The following is a 16,235-nucleotide window of genomic DNA, read 5'->3' as shown; positions in this document are numbered from 1 at the left end:
TTCGGCTAAACTTGACGGCTGTCAAGTTTGCTTTCGGAACGTTGTGGTGCAAGGTCAGGGTGTGATCACGGGTGAATAGCCAGGCCGCCAACGCCACCCACGAGGACTCAGCGCCCGTCCTGCGCCGGCGCGGAGACCGGCAGCGCCAGGCGATTCTGCAGGCGGTGCGGGAGTTACTCGAGGAAAGGTCGTTCGCCGAGCTGTCGGTGAGTGCCATCAGCCTGCGTGCCGGCGTGGCCCGATCCGGCTTCTACTTCTATTTCGACTCCAAATATTCGGTGCTGGCGCAGATACTGGCCGAGGCCGCCGAAGAGCTCGAAGAACGCACGCAATATTTCGCGCCTCGTCAGCCAGGGGAATCACCGGAGCAGTTCGCCAAGCGGATGGTCGGCAGCGCGGCAGCTGTCTATGCGCGCCACGATCCGGTGATGGCGGCGTGCAATACCGCGCGCCACACCGATAGCCAGATCCGCGACATTCTCGAGCAGCAGTTTCAAGTGGTGCTGCGCGAGATCCTCGCCATCGTCGAAACCGAGGTGAAAGCCGGAACGGCGAACCCGATCAGCCATGACCTGCCGACGTTGGTCCGCACGCTGGCCGGAACCACCGCGTTGATGCTGACCGGCGACCACATCCTGGTCGGCGACGACAGCGACGTGGAGCGGCGCGTGCGGGTGCTCGAGCAGTTGTGGCTGACCGCGCTGTGGGGCGGCTCGCCCCGGGCGTAATTGATACCGCCGGTATGGTCTCCGGCATGGCGCAGACGGGTCAGCGGTTCGGAGGGCGGTATTTCAACGGAAAGCGGTGCTTTGTCACCGGTGCGGCCAGCGGCATCGGCCGGGCCACGGCATTGCGGCTGGCCGCGCAGGGCGCCGAGCTGTATTTGACGGACCGCGACGACGAGGGTCTGGCGCAGACGGTTTCCGACGCTCGTGCGCTGGGCGCCGAGGTGCCCGAGTACCGCGCCCTCGATATCTCCGACTATGACGAGGTGGCCGCATTCGGGGCGGACATCCATGCCGCCCACCCCAGCATGGACGTGGTGATGAACATCGCGGGCGTCTCGGCGTGGGGAACCGTCGACCGGCTCACGCACGATCAGTGGAACCGGATGATCTCGATCAATTTGATGGGGCCGATCCACGTGATCGAGACATTCGTTCCGCCGATGGTGGCGGCCGGGCGGGGCGGCCACTTGGTCAACGTGTCGTCGGCCGCGGGCCTGGTCGCGCTGCCCTGGCATGCCGCCTACAGCGCGAGCAAGTACGGATTGCGCGGGCTTTCCGAGGTGCTGCGCTTCGACCTGGCCCGACACCGCATCGGAGTGTCGGTCGTGGTACCGGGGGCAGTGAAGACGCCGCTGGTCAACACGGTGGAAATCGCCGGCGTGGACCGCGAAGATCCCAACGTCAGCCGGTGGATCGATCGGTTCAGCGGTCATGCGGTATCGCCGGAAAGGGCGGCCGAGAAAATCGTGGCCGGTGTCGCCAAGAACAGATACCTGATCTACACGTCGCCGGACATCCGGGCGCTGTACGCCTTCAAGCGGCTGGCGTGGTGGCCCTACAGCGTGGCGATGCGGCAAGTCAACGTGATGTTCACCCGCGCGCTGCGGCCCAGCCCGGTGCTGCCGCGCCACTAGAACCGATGGTGGCGACCCGTCCCCCAGCTTCGCGGGGGTGCCCCCAGCGCCCGGCTGCGCCGCGCTTGCGATCGCCACGGGACCAGATTGTGGCGACCCGTCCCCCAGCTTCGCGGGGGTGCCCCCAGCGCCCGGCTGCGCCGCGCTTGCGATCGCCACGGGACCAGATTGTGGCGACCCGCTTCGCCCGGCTGCGCCGCGCTTGCGATCGCCACTAGCTAGGCGGGCATCTCGAGTTCCAGCCGCACGCCCAGTAACCGGATCGGCCGGTCCAACTCGAACAGGTCCAGCACCCGTAGCGCAGTCTCGGTGATCACATCGGGATCGGTGGTGGGCGCCGCCAGCTTGCGGATTTTAGTCCGGGTATAAAACGTCGCGGTACGCACGGTCACCGCCACCCGCGTGACGATGCGCCCCGCGGCTACCACCTCGTCGAGTGCTTGGCGGGCCAATTGCGTTATCGCCGAGTCCATTTCGGCGCGATCGGTCAGGTCCCGCGGGAACGTGACGACATGGCTGCGCGACCGCGGCACCCACGGCTCGGCGCTGACATCGGTATCGCCGCCGCCCTTGGCAAGCAACAACAGCGACAGCCCGGTGCTTGGGCCGAACGCCGACGTCAGCAGTTCGGCATCGCTGTGCGCGAGCTCCGAGACAGTGGTAATGCCAAGGCTGGCAAGCTTTTTCGCCGTCTTCGGACCCACGCCCCACAGCGCGTCGACCGGACGGTCGGCCATCAACGTCATCCAGTTCGCGTCGGTGAGCACGAACACCCCGGCCGGCTTGGCAAAGCCGGTGGCGACCTTGGCGCGCTGCTTGTTGTCGCTGATGCCGACCGAACAGGACAGCCCTGCCGCGGTGGAGACGACGGTGCGGATCTGCTCGGCGACCTCGACGGGATCGGCAGGGGCCGCCACGGCCACATAGGCCTCGTCCCAACCCCACACCTCGACCGGGTGTCCCAGGTCGCGCAACAACCCCATCACCTGGTCGGACGCCTCGTCGTAGGCGGCGGGGTCGGACGCCAGGAACGTGGCATCGGGGCAGCGGCGAGCGGCCTGGCGCAGGGGCATCCCGGCATGCACCCCGAACTCGCGGGCCTCGTATGAGGCGCAGGTGACGACCTTGCGGGGTTCGTTCGGATCGCCGTTGCCGCCGACGATGACGGGTTGGCCGACCAGGTCGGGGTGGCGGCGCAGTTCGACCGACGCCAGGAACTGGTCGAGGTCGACATGCAGGATCCAGCGCGGCGCCGGCGTAACTGTCTGCGGTTTCATTGGCCGCAGAGCTTGCGCGCCAGGCTCGCCCACGCCTCGCTCAACGTCTCGAGGGTGTGACCGCCGTCGTTGAGCTGGTGCTCGACGTAGTCGGCGTCGAGCAGGGCCAGCAATGCGTCCGTCTGTACATCGAGATCACCGGTGGTGCACGCCGATTGCAGCAGCACCCGCACGTGTGTCCGGACCACCATCGCGGCCGGCCCATAGCGGTTCAGTGGATTGCGGTTGGCCGCCGACAGCAGCGCGTGGTGAGCATGCACGAAGCAAATTCGTTCCCGACCGAACGCCACCAGCCGGTCCAGCGGTGGCGCGTCGGGTCCCAGCGGCGGCGGGCCGAATAGGAAGGCCTGTTGACTGGCGCGTTCATCCTCGTCGAGCAGCACCATCATCAGACCGGCCCGGCTGCCGAAGCGGCGAAACAGCGTGCCCTTACCGACACCGGCGGCCTCGGCGATGTCGTCCATCGTGACGGCGTCGGCGCCGCGCTTGGCAATCAGGTCGCGAGCGGCGTCGAGCAACAGTCCGCGATTGCGCACCGCGTCGCTTCTCCCCGTTGCACGGCGGTCGATCAGCTCCTGCGAAGCGGAGACCGGCAACTCGCCCAACCGCTCGCTCACACCAGCACTGTAGCGCGAACGGAATAATCCGGACCATAGTCCGGTTCGGTCGTGCAAAGATGTAGTTCAACGACCGAAGGGAACCCGACATGTCCGACATCAAAGTCTTGGCGCTCGTGGGCAGTCTGCGCGCGGCGTCGATCAACCGCCAGATCGCCGAACTGGCCGCGGCGGTTGCTCCGGACGGGGTCGTCGTCACCGTCTTCGAAGGGCTGGGCGAACTGCCGTTCTACAACGAGGACATCGACCCGGCGATGAACGCCACGGTCGAGCAGGCACCGGCGGCGGCGGCCGCGCTACGGGCCGCGGCGGGCGAAGCGGATGCGGCGCTGGTGGTCACTCCGGAGTACAACGGCAGCATCCCCGCGGTGGTCAAGAACGCGATCGACTGGCTGTCCCGGCCCTTCGGCGACGGCGCCTTGAAAGACAAGCCGCTGGCGGTGATCGGTGGCGCCATGGGTCGCTACGGCGGGGTATGGGCGCACGACGAGACGCGAAAGTCATTCGGCATCGCCGGCGCACGCGTGGTCGACGCCATCAAGTTGTCGGTGCCCTTGCAGACGCTGGGTGGTAATGCCGTCGCGGAAAACGCGGAGCTCTCGGCGAACGTGCGCGACGCGGTCGGCAAACTCGCCGCCGAAGTCGGCTGACGGCGTAGTCTTCGCCGGCTTTGCTGGCGCCTGGTCGGTGAACCTCGTGCAGGCGGATTTGTCGGTGGCCGGTGATATACCGGGAAGTACGCGTAGCGCGGGCTGGCTTGCGAGGGAGGTGTGATCTGCGACACGCCGAGCGGCGCGCGGCACACAGCCTTACGACCAGGGAATTTCAAAAATGTTATTCAGAACATCTTGTATCTCGACAACTTGTCACCCACTAGGTGTAGTGTTTCGAAGGCCAGCAGAACCCAGCATCACCGAGCCAGCCAGGCCGGGTGAAGCTCCCGGAATCGGCTTGACCGCGTCGCAGCCACGGCTTCGGCGGGGCGGGCCGCAGGATGGGAATCTGGGGGCATGACGGGCCGCTGAATACAGCGCAGACGCATCACCAGAGTAGTTGCCAGTTCGTGACAGTTCCCAATATGTTCCGCCATCTTCCCGCAAAGGAGCGGCATCTCCGATGAGCATCACCGTCTACACCAAGCCCGCATGTGTGCAGTGCAGCGCCACCTACAAGGCGCTGGACAAGCAAGGCATCGCCTACGACACGGTCGACATCACCCTGGACCCCGAGGCACGCGATTACGTGATGGCGCTGGGGTATCTGCAGGCGCCCGTCGTGGTGGCAGGCGATGACCACTGGTCGGGTTTTCGGCCGGACCGGATCAAGGCGCTCGCAGCGGCCGCGCTGAGCGCCTGAGCGGCAGACGATTGGTAAGGAGGTTGCGGTGCAGTCGCGCAACCCAGGTTGGATGAGTGTCGACCCGTCCCCCTCGCCGCTCGGCGGCTGGGGGTGCCCCCAACGCCCGGCTGCGCCGCGCTTGCGATCGCCACTGGTCTATTTCTCCAGCGTGTCGGAGAACACCCACCGCTTTGTCCAGAAGCTGGGTATTCCCGCCACGCGGATACCGCTCCATGGCCGAATCGAGGTCGACGAGCCCTACGTGCTGATACTGCCCACCTACGGCGGCGGGCGGGCCACCCCGGACATCAACGACGGTGGCTACGTCCCCAAACAGGTCATCGCCTTTTTGAACAACGAGCACAACCGGTCGCTGATCCGCGGCGTCATCGCCGCGGGCAACAACAACTTCGGTGCGGAATTCGCCTATGCGGGCAACGTGGTCTCCCGCAAATGCGGCGTTCCATACCTCTACCGCTTCGAACTGATGGGGACCCCCGACGACGTCGACGCCGTCCGCGCGGGTCTGGCTGACTTCTGGAAGGAACAGACGTGCCCCCAACCGTCACTGCAGAGCCTGTAACCACCTCCGCGCACGGACTGCCTGACGAAACGGATTACCACGCGCTGAACGCGATGCTGAATCTGTACGACGCGGACGGCAAGATTCAGTTCGACAAAGACCGGGAAGCGGCCCACCAGTACTTCCTGCAGCACGTCAACCAGAACACCGTCTTCTTCCACAACTACGACGAGAAGCTGGACTACCTGATCCGCGAGAACTATTACGAGCGTGAGGTTCTCGACCAGTACTCGCGCAATTTCGTCAAGACACTGCTGGACCGTGCCTACGCCAAGAAGTTCCGGTTCCCGACGTTTCTCGGCGCGTTCAAGTACTACACCTCCTACACGCTCAAGACGTTCGACGGGAAGCGTTATCTGGAGCGTTTCGAGGACCGGGTCGTCATGGTCGCGCTCACCTTGGCGGCCGGCGACACCGGGCTGGCCGAGAAGCTGGTCGACGAGATCATCGACGGCCGGTTCCAGCCGGCCACCCCGACATTCCTGAACTCGGGCAAAAAGCAACGCGGAGAGCCGGTGAGCTGCTTCCTCCTTCGCATCGAGGACAACATGGAGTCGATCGGGCGATCGATCAACTCCGCCCTGCAGCTGTCCAAGCGCGGCGGGGGAGTTGCGTTGCTGTTGACCAACATTCGCGAGCACGGCGCACCGATCAAGAACATCGAGAACCAGAGCTCGGGTGTCATCCCGATCATGAAGCTGCTCGAGGACTCGTTCTCGTACGCCAACCAGTTGGGCGCGCGCCAAGGCGCCGGAGCGGTGTACCTGAACGCCCATCATCCAGACATCTACCGCTTCCTGGACACCAAGCGTGAGAACGCCGACGAGAAGATTCGGATCAAGACGCTGTCGCTCGGCGTGGTGATCCCCGACATCACCTTCGAGCTGGCCAAGCGCAACGACGACATGTATCTGTTCTCGCCGTACGACGTCGAGCGGGTCTACGGACTGCCGTTCGCCGACATCTCGGTGACCGAGAAGTACTACGAGATGGTCGACGACGCACGTATCCGCAAGACCAAGATCAAGGCGCGGGAGTTCTTCCAGACGCTCGCCGAGCTGCAGTTCGAGTCGGGCTACCCGTACATCATGTTCGAGGACACCGTGAACCGGGCCAACCCCATCGACGGCAAGATCACCCACTCCAACCTGTGCTCGGAGATCCTGCAGGTGTCCACGCCGTCGGTGTTCAACGACGACCTTTCGTATGCCAAAGTGGGCAAAGACATTTCGTGCAACCTCGGGTCGCTGAACATCGCCAAGACGATGGACTCGCCGGACTTCGCCCAGACCATCGAGGTGGCGATCCGCGCGCTGACCGCGGTGAGCGACCAGACCCATATCACGTCGGTGCCGTCGATCGAGCGGGGCAACAACGAGTCCCACGCGATCGGGCTAGGGCAGATGAACCTGCACGGCTATTTGGCCCGAGAAGGCATCTTCTACGGTTCCGAAGAAGGCATCGACTTCACCAACATCTACTTCTATACGGTGCTGTATCACGCACTGCGGGCATCCAACCGCATCGCGATCGAACGCGGAACGCATTTCAAGGGTTTCGAGCGGTCCAAGTACGCGTCAGGGGAGTTCTTCGACAAGTACACCGAGCAGGTGTGGGAGCCGCAAACCGAAGCTGTTCGGCAGTTGTTCTCCAAAGCCGAAATCCGCATTCCGACGCAGGACGATTGGCGCCGGCTGAAGGAGTCGGTGCAGGCGCATGGCATCTACAACCAGAACCTGCAGGCGGTGCCGCCGACGGGGTCGATCTCGTACATCAACCATTCGACGTCGTCGATCCACCCGATCGTGTCGAAGGTCGAGATCCGCAAGGAAGGCAAAATCGGCCGCGTCTACTACCCGGCGCCGTACATGACCAACGACAACCTGGAGTACTACCAGGACGCCTACGAAATCGGCTACGAGAAGATCATCGACACCTACGCGGCGGCCACTCAACATGTGGACCAAGGGCTTTCGTTGACGTTGTTCTTCAAGGACACCGCCACCACTCGCGATGTGAACAAGGCGCAGATCTACGCCTGGCGCAAGGGAATCAAGACGCTGTACTACATCCGGCTGCGTCAGATGGCCTTGGAAGGCACCGAGGTCGAGGGCTGCGTGTCCTGCATGCTGTAGGAGTACCCGCCGACTGTGAATCCGGCGACGGCTGCACGGCGTGTCGCGTCGACAGATTCACGTTTGGCAAAACCCCTGCGGAGGGGCGCAGCCTCGCGCGGTCATCGGATGACGCGGTAGCGCAGGTGGGCCACTCCGGGAGCCTCGAGCACCCGAACCAGTTCGAGTTGTGGCCGACCGGGCGCGAAGCCATCGAATAGACGCTCGCCGGCTCCCAGGATCACCGGGTTGACCTGCAGATCAATCTCGTCGACAAAACCAGCCTCGATCGCCTGCCGGGCGCACGAGGCGCCCCCGGCGATGGAAATGGGTCGGTCGCCAGCGACCGACCTGGCTTGGGCGTATGCCGATTGGATCCCGTCGGTGACGAAGTGAAACGTCGTGCCGCCTTCCATCTCGATCGGGGCGTGCGGGTAGTGGGTGAGCACAAAGACCGGGCAGTGATACGGCGGCTCGGCACCCCACCATCCCTTCCACTGCGAGTCTCCCCATTCGCCGCGAACAGGGCCGAACATGTTGCGGCCCATAATTGTTGCGCCCATCCCGTCCATCATGTCCGAGATCACCTGCCGGTTGGCCGGATGATCCTTGGTGGGGCCCAAGTGCCAGTCGTGAAGGGCCCTGCCGCCGATGCCAAGCGGCTCGTCTTCGCTTTGCTCGGGGCCCGCAACGTAGCCGTCGGCGGAGATGGACATCGACAGGTTGGTTCTAGACACACAGACTCAGACTCCGACGCACAGCAAAACTCATCGGAGCGCCACGTGTGAATGGGAGGGGAGTGGAGCGCCCGCTCTGCCCAGCTCAGCAGCCACAGCGCGGTAAGGTGCTTGACGTGGTGAGAATGCCTCGACCTCCTCGACCGCCGCACCCGAGCATCAAGCCCGGGCGCAAGGTCGACGCGCGCAGCGAACGCTGGCGTGAGCACCGCAAGAAGGTGCGCGGCGAAATCGTCGAGGCCGCTTTCCGCGCGATCGAACGCGCCGGCCCCGATGTGAGTGTGCGGGAGATCGCCGAAGAGGCCGGGACCGCAAAGCCCAAGATTTACCGGCATTTCCACGACAAGTCCGACCTGTTCGAGGCAATCGGCGAACGGCTGCGCGACATGCTGTGGAGTGCGATCTTCCCGAACATCGACCTGACCCGCGACTCGGCCCGCGAGGTGATCCGGCGCAGCGTCCAGGAATACGCCAACCTCGTCGACAAGCACCCGAATGTCGTGCGCGTCTTCATCCAGGGCCGTTTTGTGGCCCAGTCCGAGGCGGCGGTGCGCACGCTCAACGAAGGCCGGGAAATCACCCTGACCATGGCCGAGATGTTCAACAACGAGCTGCGCGAGATGGAGCTGAGCCGCGATGCGCTGGAACTTGCCGCGTTCGCCGCGTTCGGGTCGGCCGCGTCGGCCACCGAGTGGTGGCTGGGGCCGGAGCCCGACAGCCCGCGTCGGATGCCGGCCGATCAGTTCGTCGCGCACCTGACGACGATCATGATGGGCGTCATCGTCGGCACCGCCGAGACGCTCGGCATCGCCATGGATCCCGACCAGCCGATCCACCACGTGGTGCCCAGCAATCCCGCTGTGAGCTGAGTCACGCGCAGCGTCGATCGGCGTTGACATCGTCGCGGGCTTCGATAACACTCGTCCTAACCGATACCCTGGGTACTAGGTATTTGTTGGGTAGTTGCCAGGCCAGGCGTCTCCAGCCACCGACCCGCCAGCAAACGCCCCGCCGAGACTCAATAGGAAGCAATCAATGACTGATACTGCGATTCCCGTCAGCGACGCGGAGCTCAGCCCGTCCCAGGACCGCGCGCCGGTGCACACCCGCGTCGTCATCATCGGGACCGGATTTTCCGGCCTGGGCATGGCGATCGCGCTGCAACGGCAAGGCGTGGACTTCGTGATTTTGGAGAAGGCCGACGACGTCGGTGGCACCTGGCGGGACAACAGCTACCCAGGCTGCGCGTGCGACATCCCGTCACACCTGTATTCGTTCTCCTTCGAGCCGAAGCCGGACTGGAAGAACCCGTTCTCCTACCAGCCCGAGATCTGGGATTACCTCAAGGGCGTCACCGACAAATACGGGCTGCGCCGCTACATCGAGTTCAACTCGCTGGTCGACCGCGGACACTGGGACGACGACGAACACCGCTGGCACGTGTTCACCACCGACGGGCGCGAATACGTCGCACAGTTCCTGGTGTCGGGCGCCGGCGCCCTGCACATTCCGTCCTTCCCCGAGATCGACGGCCGGGAGGAATTCGCCGGTCCGGCGTTCCACTCCGCGGAGTGGGACCACAGCGTCGATCTCACCGGCAAGCGCGTGGCGATCATCGGGACGGGCGCCAGTGCGATCCAGATCGTGCCCGAGATCGTCGGGCAGGTCGCCGAACTGCAGCTTTACCAGCGCACCCCGCCCTGGGTGGTGCCGCGGTCCAACCCGGACATCCCGGTGTCGTTGCGGCGGGCCATGGCGACCGTTCCCGGGCTGCGAGCGCTGACGCGTCTCGGTATCTACTGGGCCCAGGAGGCGCTGGCTTACGGCATGGTCAAGCGGCCGAATGCCCTGAAGTTCATCGAGGCCTACTGCAAATACAACATCCGTCGCTCCGTCAAGGACCGCGAGCTGCGCCGCAAGCTGACCCCGAACTATCGCATCGGTTGCAAACGGATCCTCAACTCGTCCACGTACTACGGCGCCGTCGCGGACCCCAAGACGCAATTGATCACCGACGGCATCACCCGGATCACCCGCGACGGCATCGTCACCGCCGACGGAACCGAGCACCAGGCCGACGTGATCGTCTACGCCACCGGCTTCCACGTCACCGACTCCTACACCTACGTCCAGATCAAGGGCCGGCACGGTGAGGACCTGGTGGACCGGTGGAACCGGGAGGGTATCGGCGCGCACCGCGGGATAGCGGTCGCGGACATGCCGAACCTGTTCTTCCTGCTGGGCCCCAACACCGGGTTGGGGCACAACTCCGTGGTGTTCATGATCGAATCGCAGATCCACTACGTCGCCGACGCGATCGCCACCTGCGACAAGCTGGGCGCGCAGGCGCTGGCCCCGACGCGCGCCGCGCAGGACCGGTTCAACGACGAGCTGCAGGCCAAGCTGGCGACGTCCGTGTGGAACAGCGGCGGCTGCAGCAGCTGGTACCTCGACGAGCACGGCAAGAACACCGTGCTGTGGGGTGGCTACACCTGGCAGTACTGGCGGGCGACCCGCGGGGTCAAGCCCGAGGAGTACCAGTTTTACGGGGTGGGCAAAAGCGCCAAGGCCAATCGGCCGGCGCTGGCCGCCAGCTAGTTCCGCCGAGAAGACGCAAAATCACCCGATTCAGTGCCGAATGGGGTGACTTTGCGTCTGTTCGCGCGACCTTGCACGCACCGGCCCCACGACACGGCAGACACAACTTCTTGTGTTGCCCCGCCTTGTCGGACCCCAGGGGTAGTGTTTGAAGTCCAGACACGGCAACCAATTCGAGCGGTGAAGTGGGGTTTCGGTGACCGAGAACATGAAGCTGATCGACCGGGTTTCGGCGATCAACTGGAACCGGCTGCAAGACGAAAAAGACGCCGAAGTCTGGGACCGGCTGACCGGAAACTTCTGGCTGCCGGAGAAGGTGCCGGTGTCCAACGACATCCCGTCCTGGGGCACGCTGACCGCCGGCGAGAAGCAGCTGACCATGCGCGTGTTCACCGGCCTGACCATGCTGGACACCATTCAGGGCACCGTGGGTGCGGTCAGCCTGATTCCCGACGCCTTGACCCCGCACGAGGAAGCCGTCTACACCAACATCGCGTTCATGGAGTCGGTGCACGCCAAGAGCTACAGCCAGATCTTCTCCACGCTGTGCTCGACGGCCGAGATCGACGACGCCTTCCGCTGGTCGGAAGAGAACCCCAACCTGCAGCGCAAAGCCGAGATCGTGCTCACGTACTACCGCGGCGACGAGCCGCTGAAGCGCAAGGTGGCCTCCACGCTGCTGGAAAGCTTCCTGTTCTACTCGGGCTTCTACTTGCCCATGTACTGGTCGAGCCGGGCCAAGCTGACTAACACCGCCGACATGATCCGGCTGATCATTCGTGACGAAGCCGTGCACGGCTACTACATCGGCTACAAGTTCCAGCGCGGCCTGCAGCTGGTCGACGAGGCCAAGCGCGCCGAGCTCAAGGACTACACCTACGAGCTGCTTTTCGACCTGTACGACAACGAGGTCGAGTACACCCAGGACCTTTACGACGAAGTCGGGCTCACCGAGGACGTCAAGAAGTTCTTGCGCTACAACGCCAACAAGGCGCTGATGAACCTGGGCTACGAGGCGCTGTTCCCGCGCGACGAAACCGACGTGAACCCGGCGATCCTGTCGGCGTTGTCACCCAACGCCGACGAGAACCACGACTTCTTTTCCGGGTCGGGCTCCTCGTACGTGATCGGCAAAGCCGTGGTCACCGAAGACGAGGACTGGGATTTCTAGCGGTTCCAGGTCAGCGGGATAATTACGAGCTTCGCTTGCCCCGAAGGAGGTCGCTGTGTCGGAACCGCCTAGCTACCAACCGCCACCGCCGCCGGGCGATCACGGGTATCCGCCTGCATCGGGTGGCTACGGCTATCCTCCGCCGGTGCCCGGCGGTTATGGCTATCCGCAGCCGGCTAGCACCGGTACCAACGCCATGGCCATCGCGTCGTTGGTGTCTTCCCTGGTCGGCTGGATGTGCATCATCGGGCCCATTCTCGGGTTGATCTTCGGCTTCGTCGCGTTGGGCCAGATCAAGCAGACCGGTCAGGACGGCCGCGGTTTGGCGATCGCCGGGATAGCTATCAGCGGCGCGGTCATCGGGTTGCTCGTGCTGATTGGGATCGCGCAACTGTTCATATCCAACTAGTCGCGCGCCTATCGTGCCGCGGGACGTCCTGCGGCGATAAGCGTTGCGCCGCAAGCAGCCTCGGCCGACTAGGATCTGCAGACGCCGCGGGGTCGGTCAGGGCGGGCCATGGCCACCTGAAAGATGCTGCGCTCGCTTGAGCGAGTCGAGCTGGCACGGCCGTCCGCTCCAATGGGATTTCTAGAGGTGAACGCCGCATGAATTGTCCGGTTCGGGCGAGCGCGGATGGTTTGCCAGCCATGACACTGATGGGGTGATGACATCAGGTTCCCCTCGTAGTCACTCCAACTTTGTGCGTTCGGTGGTGCGCTGGCTGCAGGCCGGCTACCCCGACGGCGTGCCCGGACCCGATCGGGTCCCGTTGCTGGCCTTGTTGCGCAGCACGCCGCTTACCCCCGATCAACTCAAAGAGGTGGTCACCAACCTCACCGCCAAGGGGTCGCCAGCCGTGGTCGACGGCGTGATCGACGGCAACGAAATCGCCGAGTCCATCGCCGAATTGACGCACCACGATCCCGGCCCGGAGAACGTCCGGCGGGTGGCGGCCACGCTGGCCGCCGCCGGTTGGCCGCTGGCCGGCATCGACGTCAGCGAGGTGATCCCCGGCGACGAAGACGGCGAGGCCGCCGAAGAGATCGCGTGGCAAGCACGCGCTTCGTCACAGCTTTGAGATGTCGATGACGAAGCGGTAGCGCACGTCGCTGGCCAGCACCCGCTCGTAGGCCTCGTTGATGTAATCCGGTGTGATCAGCTCGATTTCGGGCGTCACGCCGTGTTCGGCGCAGAAATTCAGCATCTCCTGGGTTTCGGCGATCCCGCCGATGTTGGACCCGGACAGGCTGCGCCGCGCGAGCGCCAGCGCGAACGCCGGCACCGGCATCGGGTGCTCGGGGATGCCCAACTCGACCAGCGAGCCGTCGACGTCGAGCAGGTTCAAGTAGTCGCCCAGATCCAGGTTGGCCGACACGGTGTTCAGGATCAGGTCGAAGCTGCCGCGCAGTTTGCGGAAGGTGTCCGGATCGGCCGTCGCGTAGTAATTCTTTGCGCCCAAACGCAATCCGTCTTCCATCTTCTTCAGCGACTGGGACAGCACCGTCACCTCGGCGCCCATCGCCGCCCCCAGTTTGACGCCCATGTGACCAAGGCCGCCGAGGCCGATGATCGCCAGGCGCGTGTCTGGTCCGGCCTTCCAGTGCCGCAGCGGCGAGTACAGCGTGATACCCGCGCACAGCAGCGGGGCCGCGGCGTCCAGCGGCAGCGAGTCGGGGATTCGCACCACGAAGTTCTCGTCGACGACGATCGCCTGGCTGTACCCGCCTTGCGTCGGAGTGCCGTCCTTGTCGATCGAGTTATAGGTGAACGTCGCGCCGGGCTTGCAATACTGCTCGAGTCCGGCCTTGCAGCTGCGGCATTGGCCGCAGGAGTTCACCATGCAGCCCACCCCGACGTGGTCGCCCACTTTGTGCTTGGTGACCGCCGAACCCACCGCGGTCACCACGCCGGCGATCTCGTGGCCGGGGACCACCGGGTAATTCGGTTCGCCCCACTCGGCCTTGACGGTGTGGATGTCGGAGTGGCAGATGCCCGCGAACTTGATGTCGATAGCGACGTCATGCGGGCCAGGGTCGCGGCGCTCGATGGTGGTCTTGGTCAGCGGTGCGGTGGCCGACGTCGCGGCATAGGCAGAAACAGTGCTCATGACAGCCTTCTTGTCTTCGTCTTGGGGGTTCCAGAAAAGTTTAGTTAGGTTAAAGTTATTTTTCCAACCGGCCAGGTAGAGCCCAACGACCAGCTTATGACGGTCGGCTGGGGGAGCACCCCACTGGAAGTCGCTCCGCCACGGCATCTGAGGTGCAACACCTGCACACAGATAGAGGATGTCGGCGCCCGCCCGCACTCCGCCGACTGGTCAGTCCAGGCCGAGTACGGCCCGCAAAGCCGTATCGACGGCCTGCATCTCGGCGGCTCCAAGGCGCCCGGCGAACTCGCCGAGGCGGGATTGCGGGTCGATCACGGTCAGCTGTTCCACCATGACACGCGTCTTGGTGCCATCGATTTCGATCTCAGGGCGGAAAGAGGCTGCGCGCCGTCCGGTGGAAGTAGGCGCGATGATCCATGTGGAGAGCGGCAGGTCGTCGGACTGCACCACCACGGCGTAGCGGGCGCCGTGCTGTTCGTGCCCACGCGTGTTCTTCGGGGCTTTCAGCCGGTACAAATCACCACGCACGGATGGCGTCCATCTCCGCGGCCAAGGCGCGAGAGGCGGCCACGTCGTCGGGGTCGTCGCGCAGTGCTTCGGCCTCTGCCCGTAATCGAGCCCGTCGATGTGCGCGCTCTGCCTCCAGAATTGCGGCACGGGCCGCCTCCGACCGCGACTTGCCGTCACTGGTTAGGGCCGCCAGGGCCCGTTCCACTTCTGGGTCCGTGCGAATCGTCAGCGTGCTCATACGACATACTGTAATACGAATGTAGTTACGACTGATCAGGTCAAGCTTGCCTGTGCGGTTTAGTTGATCGGCGCGTTGACCCAGCGCAGGTCGTCGACGATGCCACGCGCGGCGATCAAACCCTGGCCGGTCTGCCAGATCTCATCGTTGACGACGAAGACACGGTTGTCGCGGTAAGCGGAGAGCCTGCGCCACGGATCGCTGTCGAAGATGTGGGCGGCGCGCTCCGCCACGGCCCGCGAGGTGCATGACACGTAGACGATGTCGGCGTCGGCCGCCGACCAATCCGGCGACTTGGCCAGGTCGGCATCGCTGGCGCCGAACTCGATGAACGTCTTGTCGGTGAAGCGCTGCGACGCCGGACGGTCGACCCCGACCGCCCCCAGCACGCTGGCCGGAAAGTTCTTGGACCCGTACACACGCATGGTGTTGGCGGTCAGCTGCACGATCGAGGCCTGGAAGTGCGCCGCGTCGTGCTTGGCCCCGACCTCCGTCGCGCGCCGGGTGAAGCCGGCGATCAGTCCGTCGACGGCGGCGCCGCGTGCGGTGGCCGCGCCGACGGCACGCAGGTTGTCCTGCCAGCCCGCGCCGGGGGCCCCAGTGAACACAGTCGGAGCGACCGCCGCCAGCTGCGCATACAACTGCGGCGTCAAGCCCTGCGAGCCGAGGATCAAGTCAGGATGGGCAGCCTTGATCGCGTTCAGATCGGGCGAACTTCGGGTGCCTACGCCGGGCAGCCCATGCACCGCGTTGCCCAGGTATGTCGGCGGACCGGACGGGCCGTCCGGCAGCGCGGCTCCTACCACCCGCGACTGCAGACCCAGCGCGCATATCGCGTCGAGCTGGTCGCCGGCGAGCACGACAATGCGCTGCGGGTCGGACGGCACTTGTACGACGTCGGGTACGACGCCTTCGGCGTTGTGCGCCGGCCGGGTGGGCGGTCCGGCGTCGGGAGCCGCCGCCTCACGTGCGCAGGATTCGTCGGGCTTGCGATCGTTACCCAGCACGCCGGCCCGGGCGATCTGGGTCGTCGGGGTGGGCACCGACCGGGACGGCTTGGAAGGCTGATCGGATCCACACCCGCTGCACGTCACCAGCGTCACCGCTGCGGCTATCGAGGCTGCGGACGCGGTGAGTCGCATCCGACCGAAAAACACGCGTTCGACGGTAACATCCGCTCGCCTCGCGGCACCGAGCCGAAACGGCTTGACCGCGAATACGACAGTTTGTAGGACCAAGCCTTCCACTGACCTGATCGAAGGCTAAGATTCTGGGCAGTATTGGTTTTTGGGCCTCGTTTTG

General features: G+C 64.8%; 18 protein-coding genes. 11 read left to right on the top strand and 7 right to left on the bottom strand.

Translation table 11 applies throughout. The annotated features are described in order from the left end of the window. Positions 1-71 precede the first annotated feature (71 nt). A complete protein-coding gene (locus AC5Y2L_RS13800; RefSeq protein ID WP_499936067.1) occupies positions 72-728 on the top strand; it encodes a TetR/AcrR family transcriptional regulator in 657 nt (218 codons plus the stop codon). A gap of 26 nt (positions 729-754) precedes the next feature. Further along, positions 755-1,642 (top strand): SDR family oxidoreductase, encoded by an 888-nt coding sequence (locus tag AC5Y2L_RS13795; protein ID WP_499936068.1) that lies wholly within the window; start codon positions 755-757, stop codon positions 1,640-1,642. A gap of 218 nt (positions 1,643-1,860) precedes the next feature. Here AC5Y2L_RS13795 and AC5Y2L_RS13790 read toward each other — a convergent pair whose 3' ends face one another. Further along, complete coding sequence (locus AC5Y2L_RS13790; RefSeq protein WP_499936070.1) at positions 1,861-2,919, bottom strand: DNA polymerase IV; 1,059 nt, start codon at positions 2,917-2,919, stop codon at positions 1,861-1,863. After that, a complete protein-coding gene (locus AC5Y2L_RS13785) occupies positions 2,916-3,536 on the bottom strand; it encodes a TetR/AcrR family transcriptional regulator (RefSeq protein ID WP_499936072.1) in 621 nt (206 codons plus the stop codon). The genes AC5Y2L_RS13790 and AC5Y2L_RS13785 overlap by 4 nt, the downstream gene beginning before the upstream one ends. Positions 3,537-3,625: 89 nt before the next feature. On the opposite strand from AC5Y2L_RS13785, the gene AC5Y2L_RS13780 reads away from it, so the two are divergent. The 4 genes from AC5Y2L_RS13780 to nrdE all read left to right on the top strand — a co-directional run bounded on the left by AC5Y2L_RS13780 (position 3,626) and on the right by nrdE (position 7,592). Further along, positions 3,626-4,186, top strand: coding sequence for an NAD(P)H-dependent oxidoreductase (locus AC5Y2L_RS13780; RefSeq protein WP_499936074.1), 561 nt, complete (start codon positions 3,626-3,628; stop codon positions 4,184-4,186). 466 nt (positions 4,187-4,652) lie between these two features. Then, positions 4,653-4,892 (top strand): redoxin NrdH, encoded by a 240-nt coding sequence (locus AC5Y2L_RS13775; RefSeq protein ID WP_067240163.1) that lies wholly within the window; start codon positions 4,653-4,655, stop codon positions 4,890-4,892. Positions 4,893-4,944: 52 nt separating this feature from the next. After that, positions 4,945-5,457: a class Ib ribonucleoside-diphosphate reductase assembly flavoprotein NrdI gene (gene nrdI, locus AC5Y2L_RS13770; RefSeq protein ID WP_499936075.1), complete on the top strand. Its 513-nt coding sequence runs from the start codon at positions 4,945-4,947 to the stop codon at positions 5,455-5,457. Further along, on the top strand, positions 5,427-7,592 hold the full coding sequence (gene nrdE, locus AC5Y2L_RS13765; protein ID WP_499936077.1) for a class 1b ribonucleoside-diphosphate reductase subunit alpha: 2,166 nt from the start codon (positions 5,427-5,429) through the stop codon (positions 7,590-7,592). The genes nrdI and nrdE overlap by 31 nt, the downstream gene beginning before the upstream one ends. 101 nt (positions 7,593-7,693) lie before the next feature. Here the strand turns inward: nrdE and AC5Y2L_RS13760 are convergent, their stop codons facing one another. Continuing rightward, positions 7,694-8,308 (bottom strand): dihydrofolate reductase family protein, encoded by a 615-nt coding sequence (locus AC5Y2L_RS13760; RefSeq protein ID WP_499936079.1) that lies wholly within the window; start codon positions 8,306-8,308, stop codon positions 7,694-7,696. A 116-nt stretch (positions 8,309-8,424) separates the two neighbouring features. Here AC5Y2L_RS13760 and AC5Y2L_RS13755 point away from each other — a divergent pair, with 116 nt between their 5' ends. The 5 genes from AC5Y2L_RS13755 to AC5Y2L_RS13735 all read left to right on the top strand — a co-directional run bounded on the left by AC5Y2L_RS13755 (position 8,425) and on the right by AC5Y2L_RS13735 (position 13,156). After that, positions 8,425-9,177, top strand: a complete 753-nt coding sequence (locus tag AC5Y2L_RS13755; RefSeq protein WP_499936081.1) for a TetR/AcrR family transcriptional regulator — start codon at positions 8,425-8,427, stop codon at positions 9,175-9,177. 166 nt (positions 9,178-9,343) lie between these two features. Beyond that, complete coding sequence (locus AC5Y2L_RS13750; protein WP_499936082.1) at positions 9,344-10,906, top strand: flavin-containing monooxygenase; 1,563 nt, start codon at positions 9,344-9,346, stop codon at positions 10,904-10,906. A 196-nt stretch (positions 10,907-11,102) separates the two neighbouring features. After that, positions 11,103-12,077: a class 1b ribonucleoside-diphosphate reductase subunit beta gene (gene nrdF / locus AC5Y2L_RS13745; RefSeq protein ID WP_499936083.1), complete on the top strand. Its 975-nt coding sequence runs from the start codon at positions 11,103-11,105 to the stop codon at positions 12,075-12,077. A 55-nt stretch (positions 12,078-12,132) separates the two neighbouring features. Then, a complete protein-coding gene (locus AC5Y2L_RS13740) occupies positions 12,133-12,486 on the top strand; it encodes a DUF4190 domain-containing protein (RefSeq protein WP_499936085.1) in 354 nt (117 codons plus the stop codon). 256 nt (positions 12,487-12,742) lie between these two features. Continuing rightward, complete coding sequence (locus tag AC5Y2L_RS13735) at positions 12,743-13,156, top strand: DUF3349 domain-containing protein (RefSeq protein WP_499936203.1); 414 nt, start codon at positions 12,743-12,745, stop codon at positions 13,154-13,156. On the opposite strand, the gene AC5Y2L_RS13730 is transcribed toward AC5Y2L_RS13735, so the two are convergent. The 4 genes from AC5Y2L_RS13730 to AC5Y2L_RS13715 form a co-directional block, all read right to left on the bottom strand. Beyond that, positions 13,145-14,185, bottom strand: a complete 1,041-nt coding sequence (locus tag AC5Y2L_RS13730; RefSeq protein WP_499936087.1) for an NAD(P)-dependent alcohol dehydrogenase — start codon at positions 14,183-14,185, stop codon at positions 13,145-13,147. The two genes, AC5Y2L_RS13735 and AC5Y2L_RS13730, sit on opposite strands and share 12 nt — an antisense overlap. 210 nt (positions 14,186-14,395) lie before the next feature. Beyond that, positions 14,396-14,713, bottom strand: coding sequence for a type II toxin-antitoxin system PemK/MazF family toxin (locus AC5Y2L_RS13725; RefSeq protein ID WP_499936089.1), 318 nt, complete (start codon positions 14,711-14,713; stop codon positions 14,396-14,398). Then, on the bottom strand, positions 14,703-14,933 hold the full coding sequence (locus AC5Y2L_RS13720) for a hypothetical protein (RefSeq protein WP_499936090.1): 231 nt from the start codon (positions 14,931-14,933) through the stop codon (positions 14,703-14,705). The genes AC5Y2L_RS13725 and AC5Y2L_RS13720 overlap by 11 nt, the downstream gene beginning before the upstream one ends. Before the next feature lie 59 nt (positions 14,934-14,992). Then, entirely contained in the window at positions 14,993-16,075 is a 1,083-nt protein-coding gene (locus tag AC5Y2L_RS13715; RefSeq protein WP_499936204.1) for an iron-siderophore ABC transporter substrate-binding protein, read from the bottom strand. Positions 16,076-16,235 lie beyond the last annotated feature (160 nt).

It is taken from the genome of Mycobacterium sp. NGS66 (assembly GCF_059812225.1).
This window is presented reverse-complemented; position numbering and strand designations above follow the sequence as displayed.

Excerpts from the sequence above, each read along its gene's own strand:
- AC5Y2L_RS13730 (WP_499936087.1), bottom strand. The coding sequence starts at position 14,185 with ATGAGCACTGTTTCTGCCTATGCCGCGACGTCGGCCACCGCACCGCTG.
- AC5Y2L_RS13735 (WP_499936203.1), top strand. The coding sequence starts at position 12,743 with ATGACATCAGGTTCCCCTCGTAGTCACTCCAACTTTGTGCGTTCGGTG.
- AC5Y2L_RS13780 (WP_499936074.1), top strand. The coding sequence starts at position 3,626 with ATGTCCGACATCAAAGTCTTGGCGCTCGTGGGCAGTCTGCGCGCGGCG.
- nrdI (WP_499936075.1), top strand. The coding sequence starts at position 4,945 with ATGAGTGTCGACCCGTCCCCCTCGCCGCTCGGCGGCTGGGGGTGCCCC.
- AC5Y2L_RS13790 (WP_499936070.1), bottom strand. The coding sequence starts at position 2,919 with ATGAAACCGCAGACAGTTACGCCGGCGCCGCGCTGGATCCTGCATGTC.
- AC5Y2L_RS13720 (WP_499936090.1), bottom strand. The coding sequence starts at position 14,933 with ATGAGCACGCTGACGATTCGCACGGACCCAGAAGTGGAACGGGCCCTG.
- AC5Y2L_RS13775 (WP_067240163.1), top strand. The coding sequence starts at position 4,653 with ATGAGCATCACCGTCTACACCAAGCCCGCATGTGTGCAGTGCAGCGCC.
- AC5Y2L_RS13715 (WP_499936204.1), bottom strand. The coding sequence starts at position 16,075 with ATGCGACTCACCGCGTCCGCAGCCTCGATAGCCGCAGCGGTGACGCTG.
- AC5Y2L_RS13750 (WP_499936082.1), top strand. The coding sequence starts at position 9,344 with ATGACTGATACTGCGATTCCCGTCAGCGACGCGGAGCTCAGCCCGTCC.
- AC5Y2L_RS13795 (WP_499936068.1), top strand. The coding sequence starts at position 755 with ATGGCGCAGACGGGTCAGCGGTTCGGAGGGCGGTATTTCAACGGAAAG.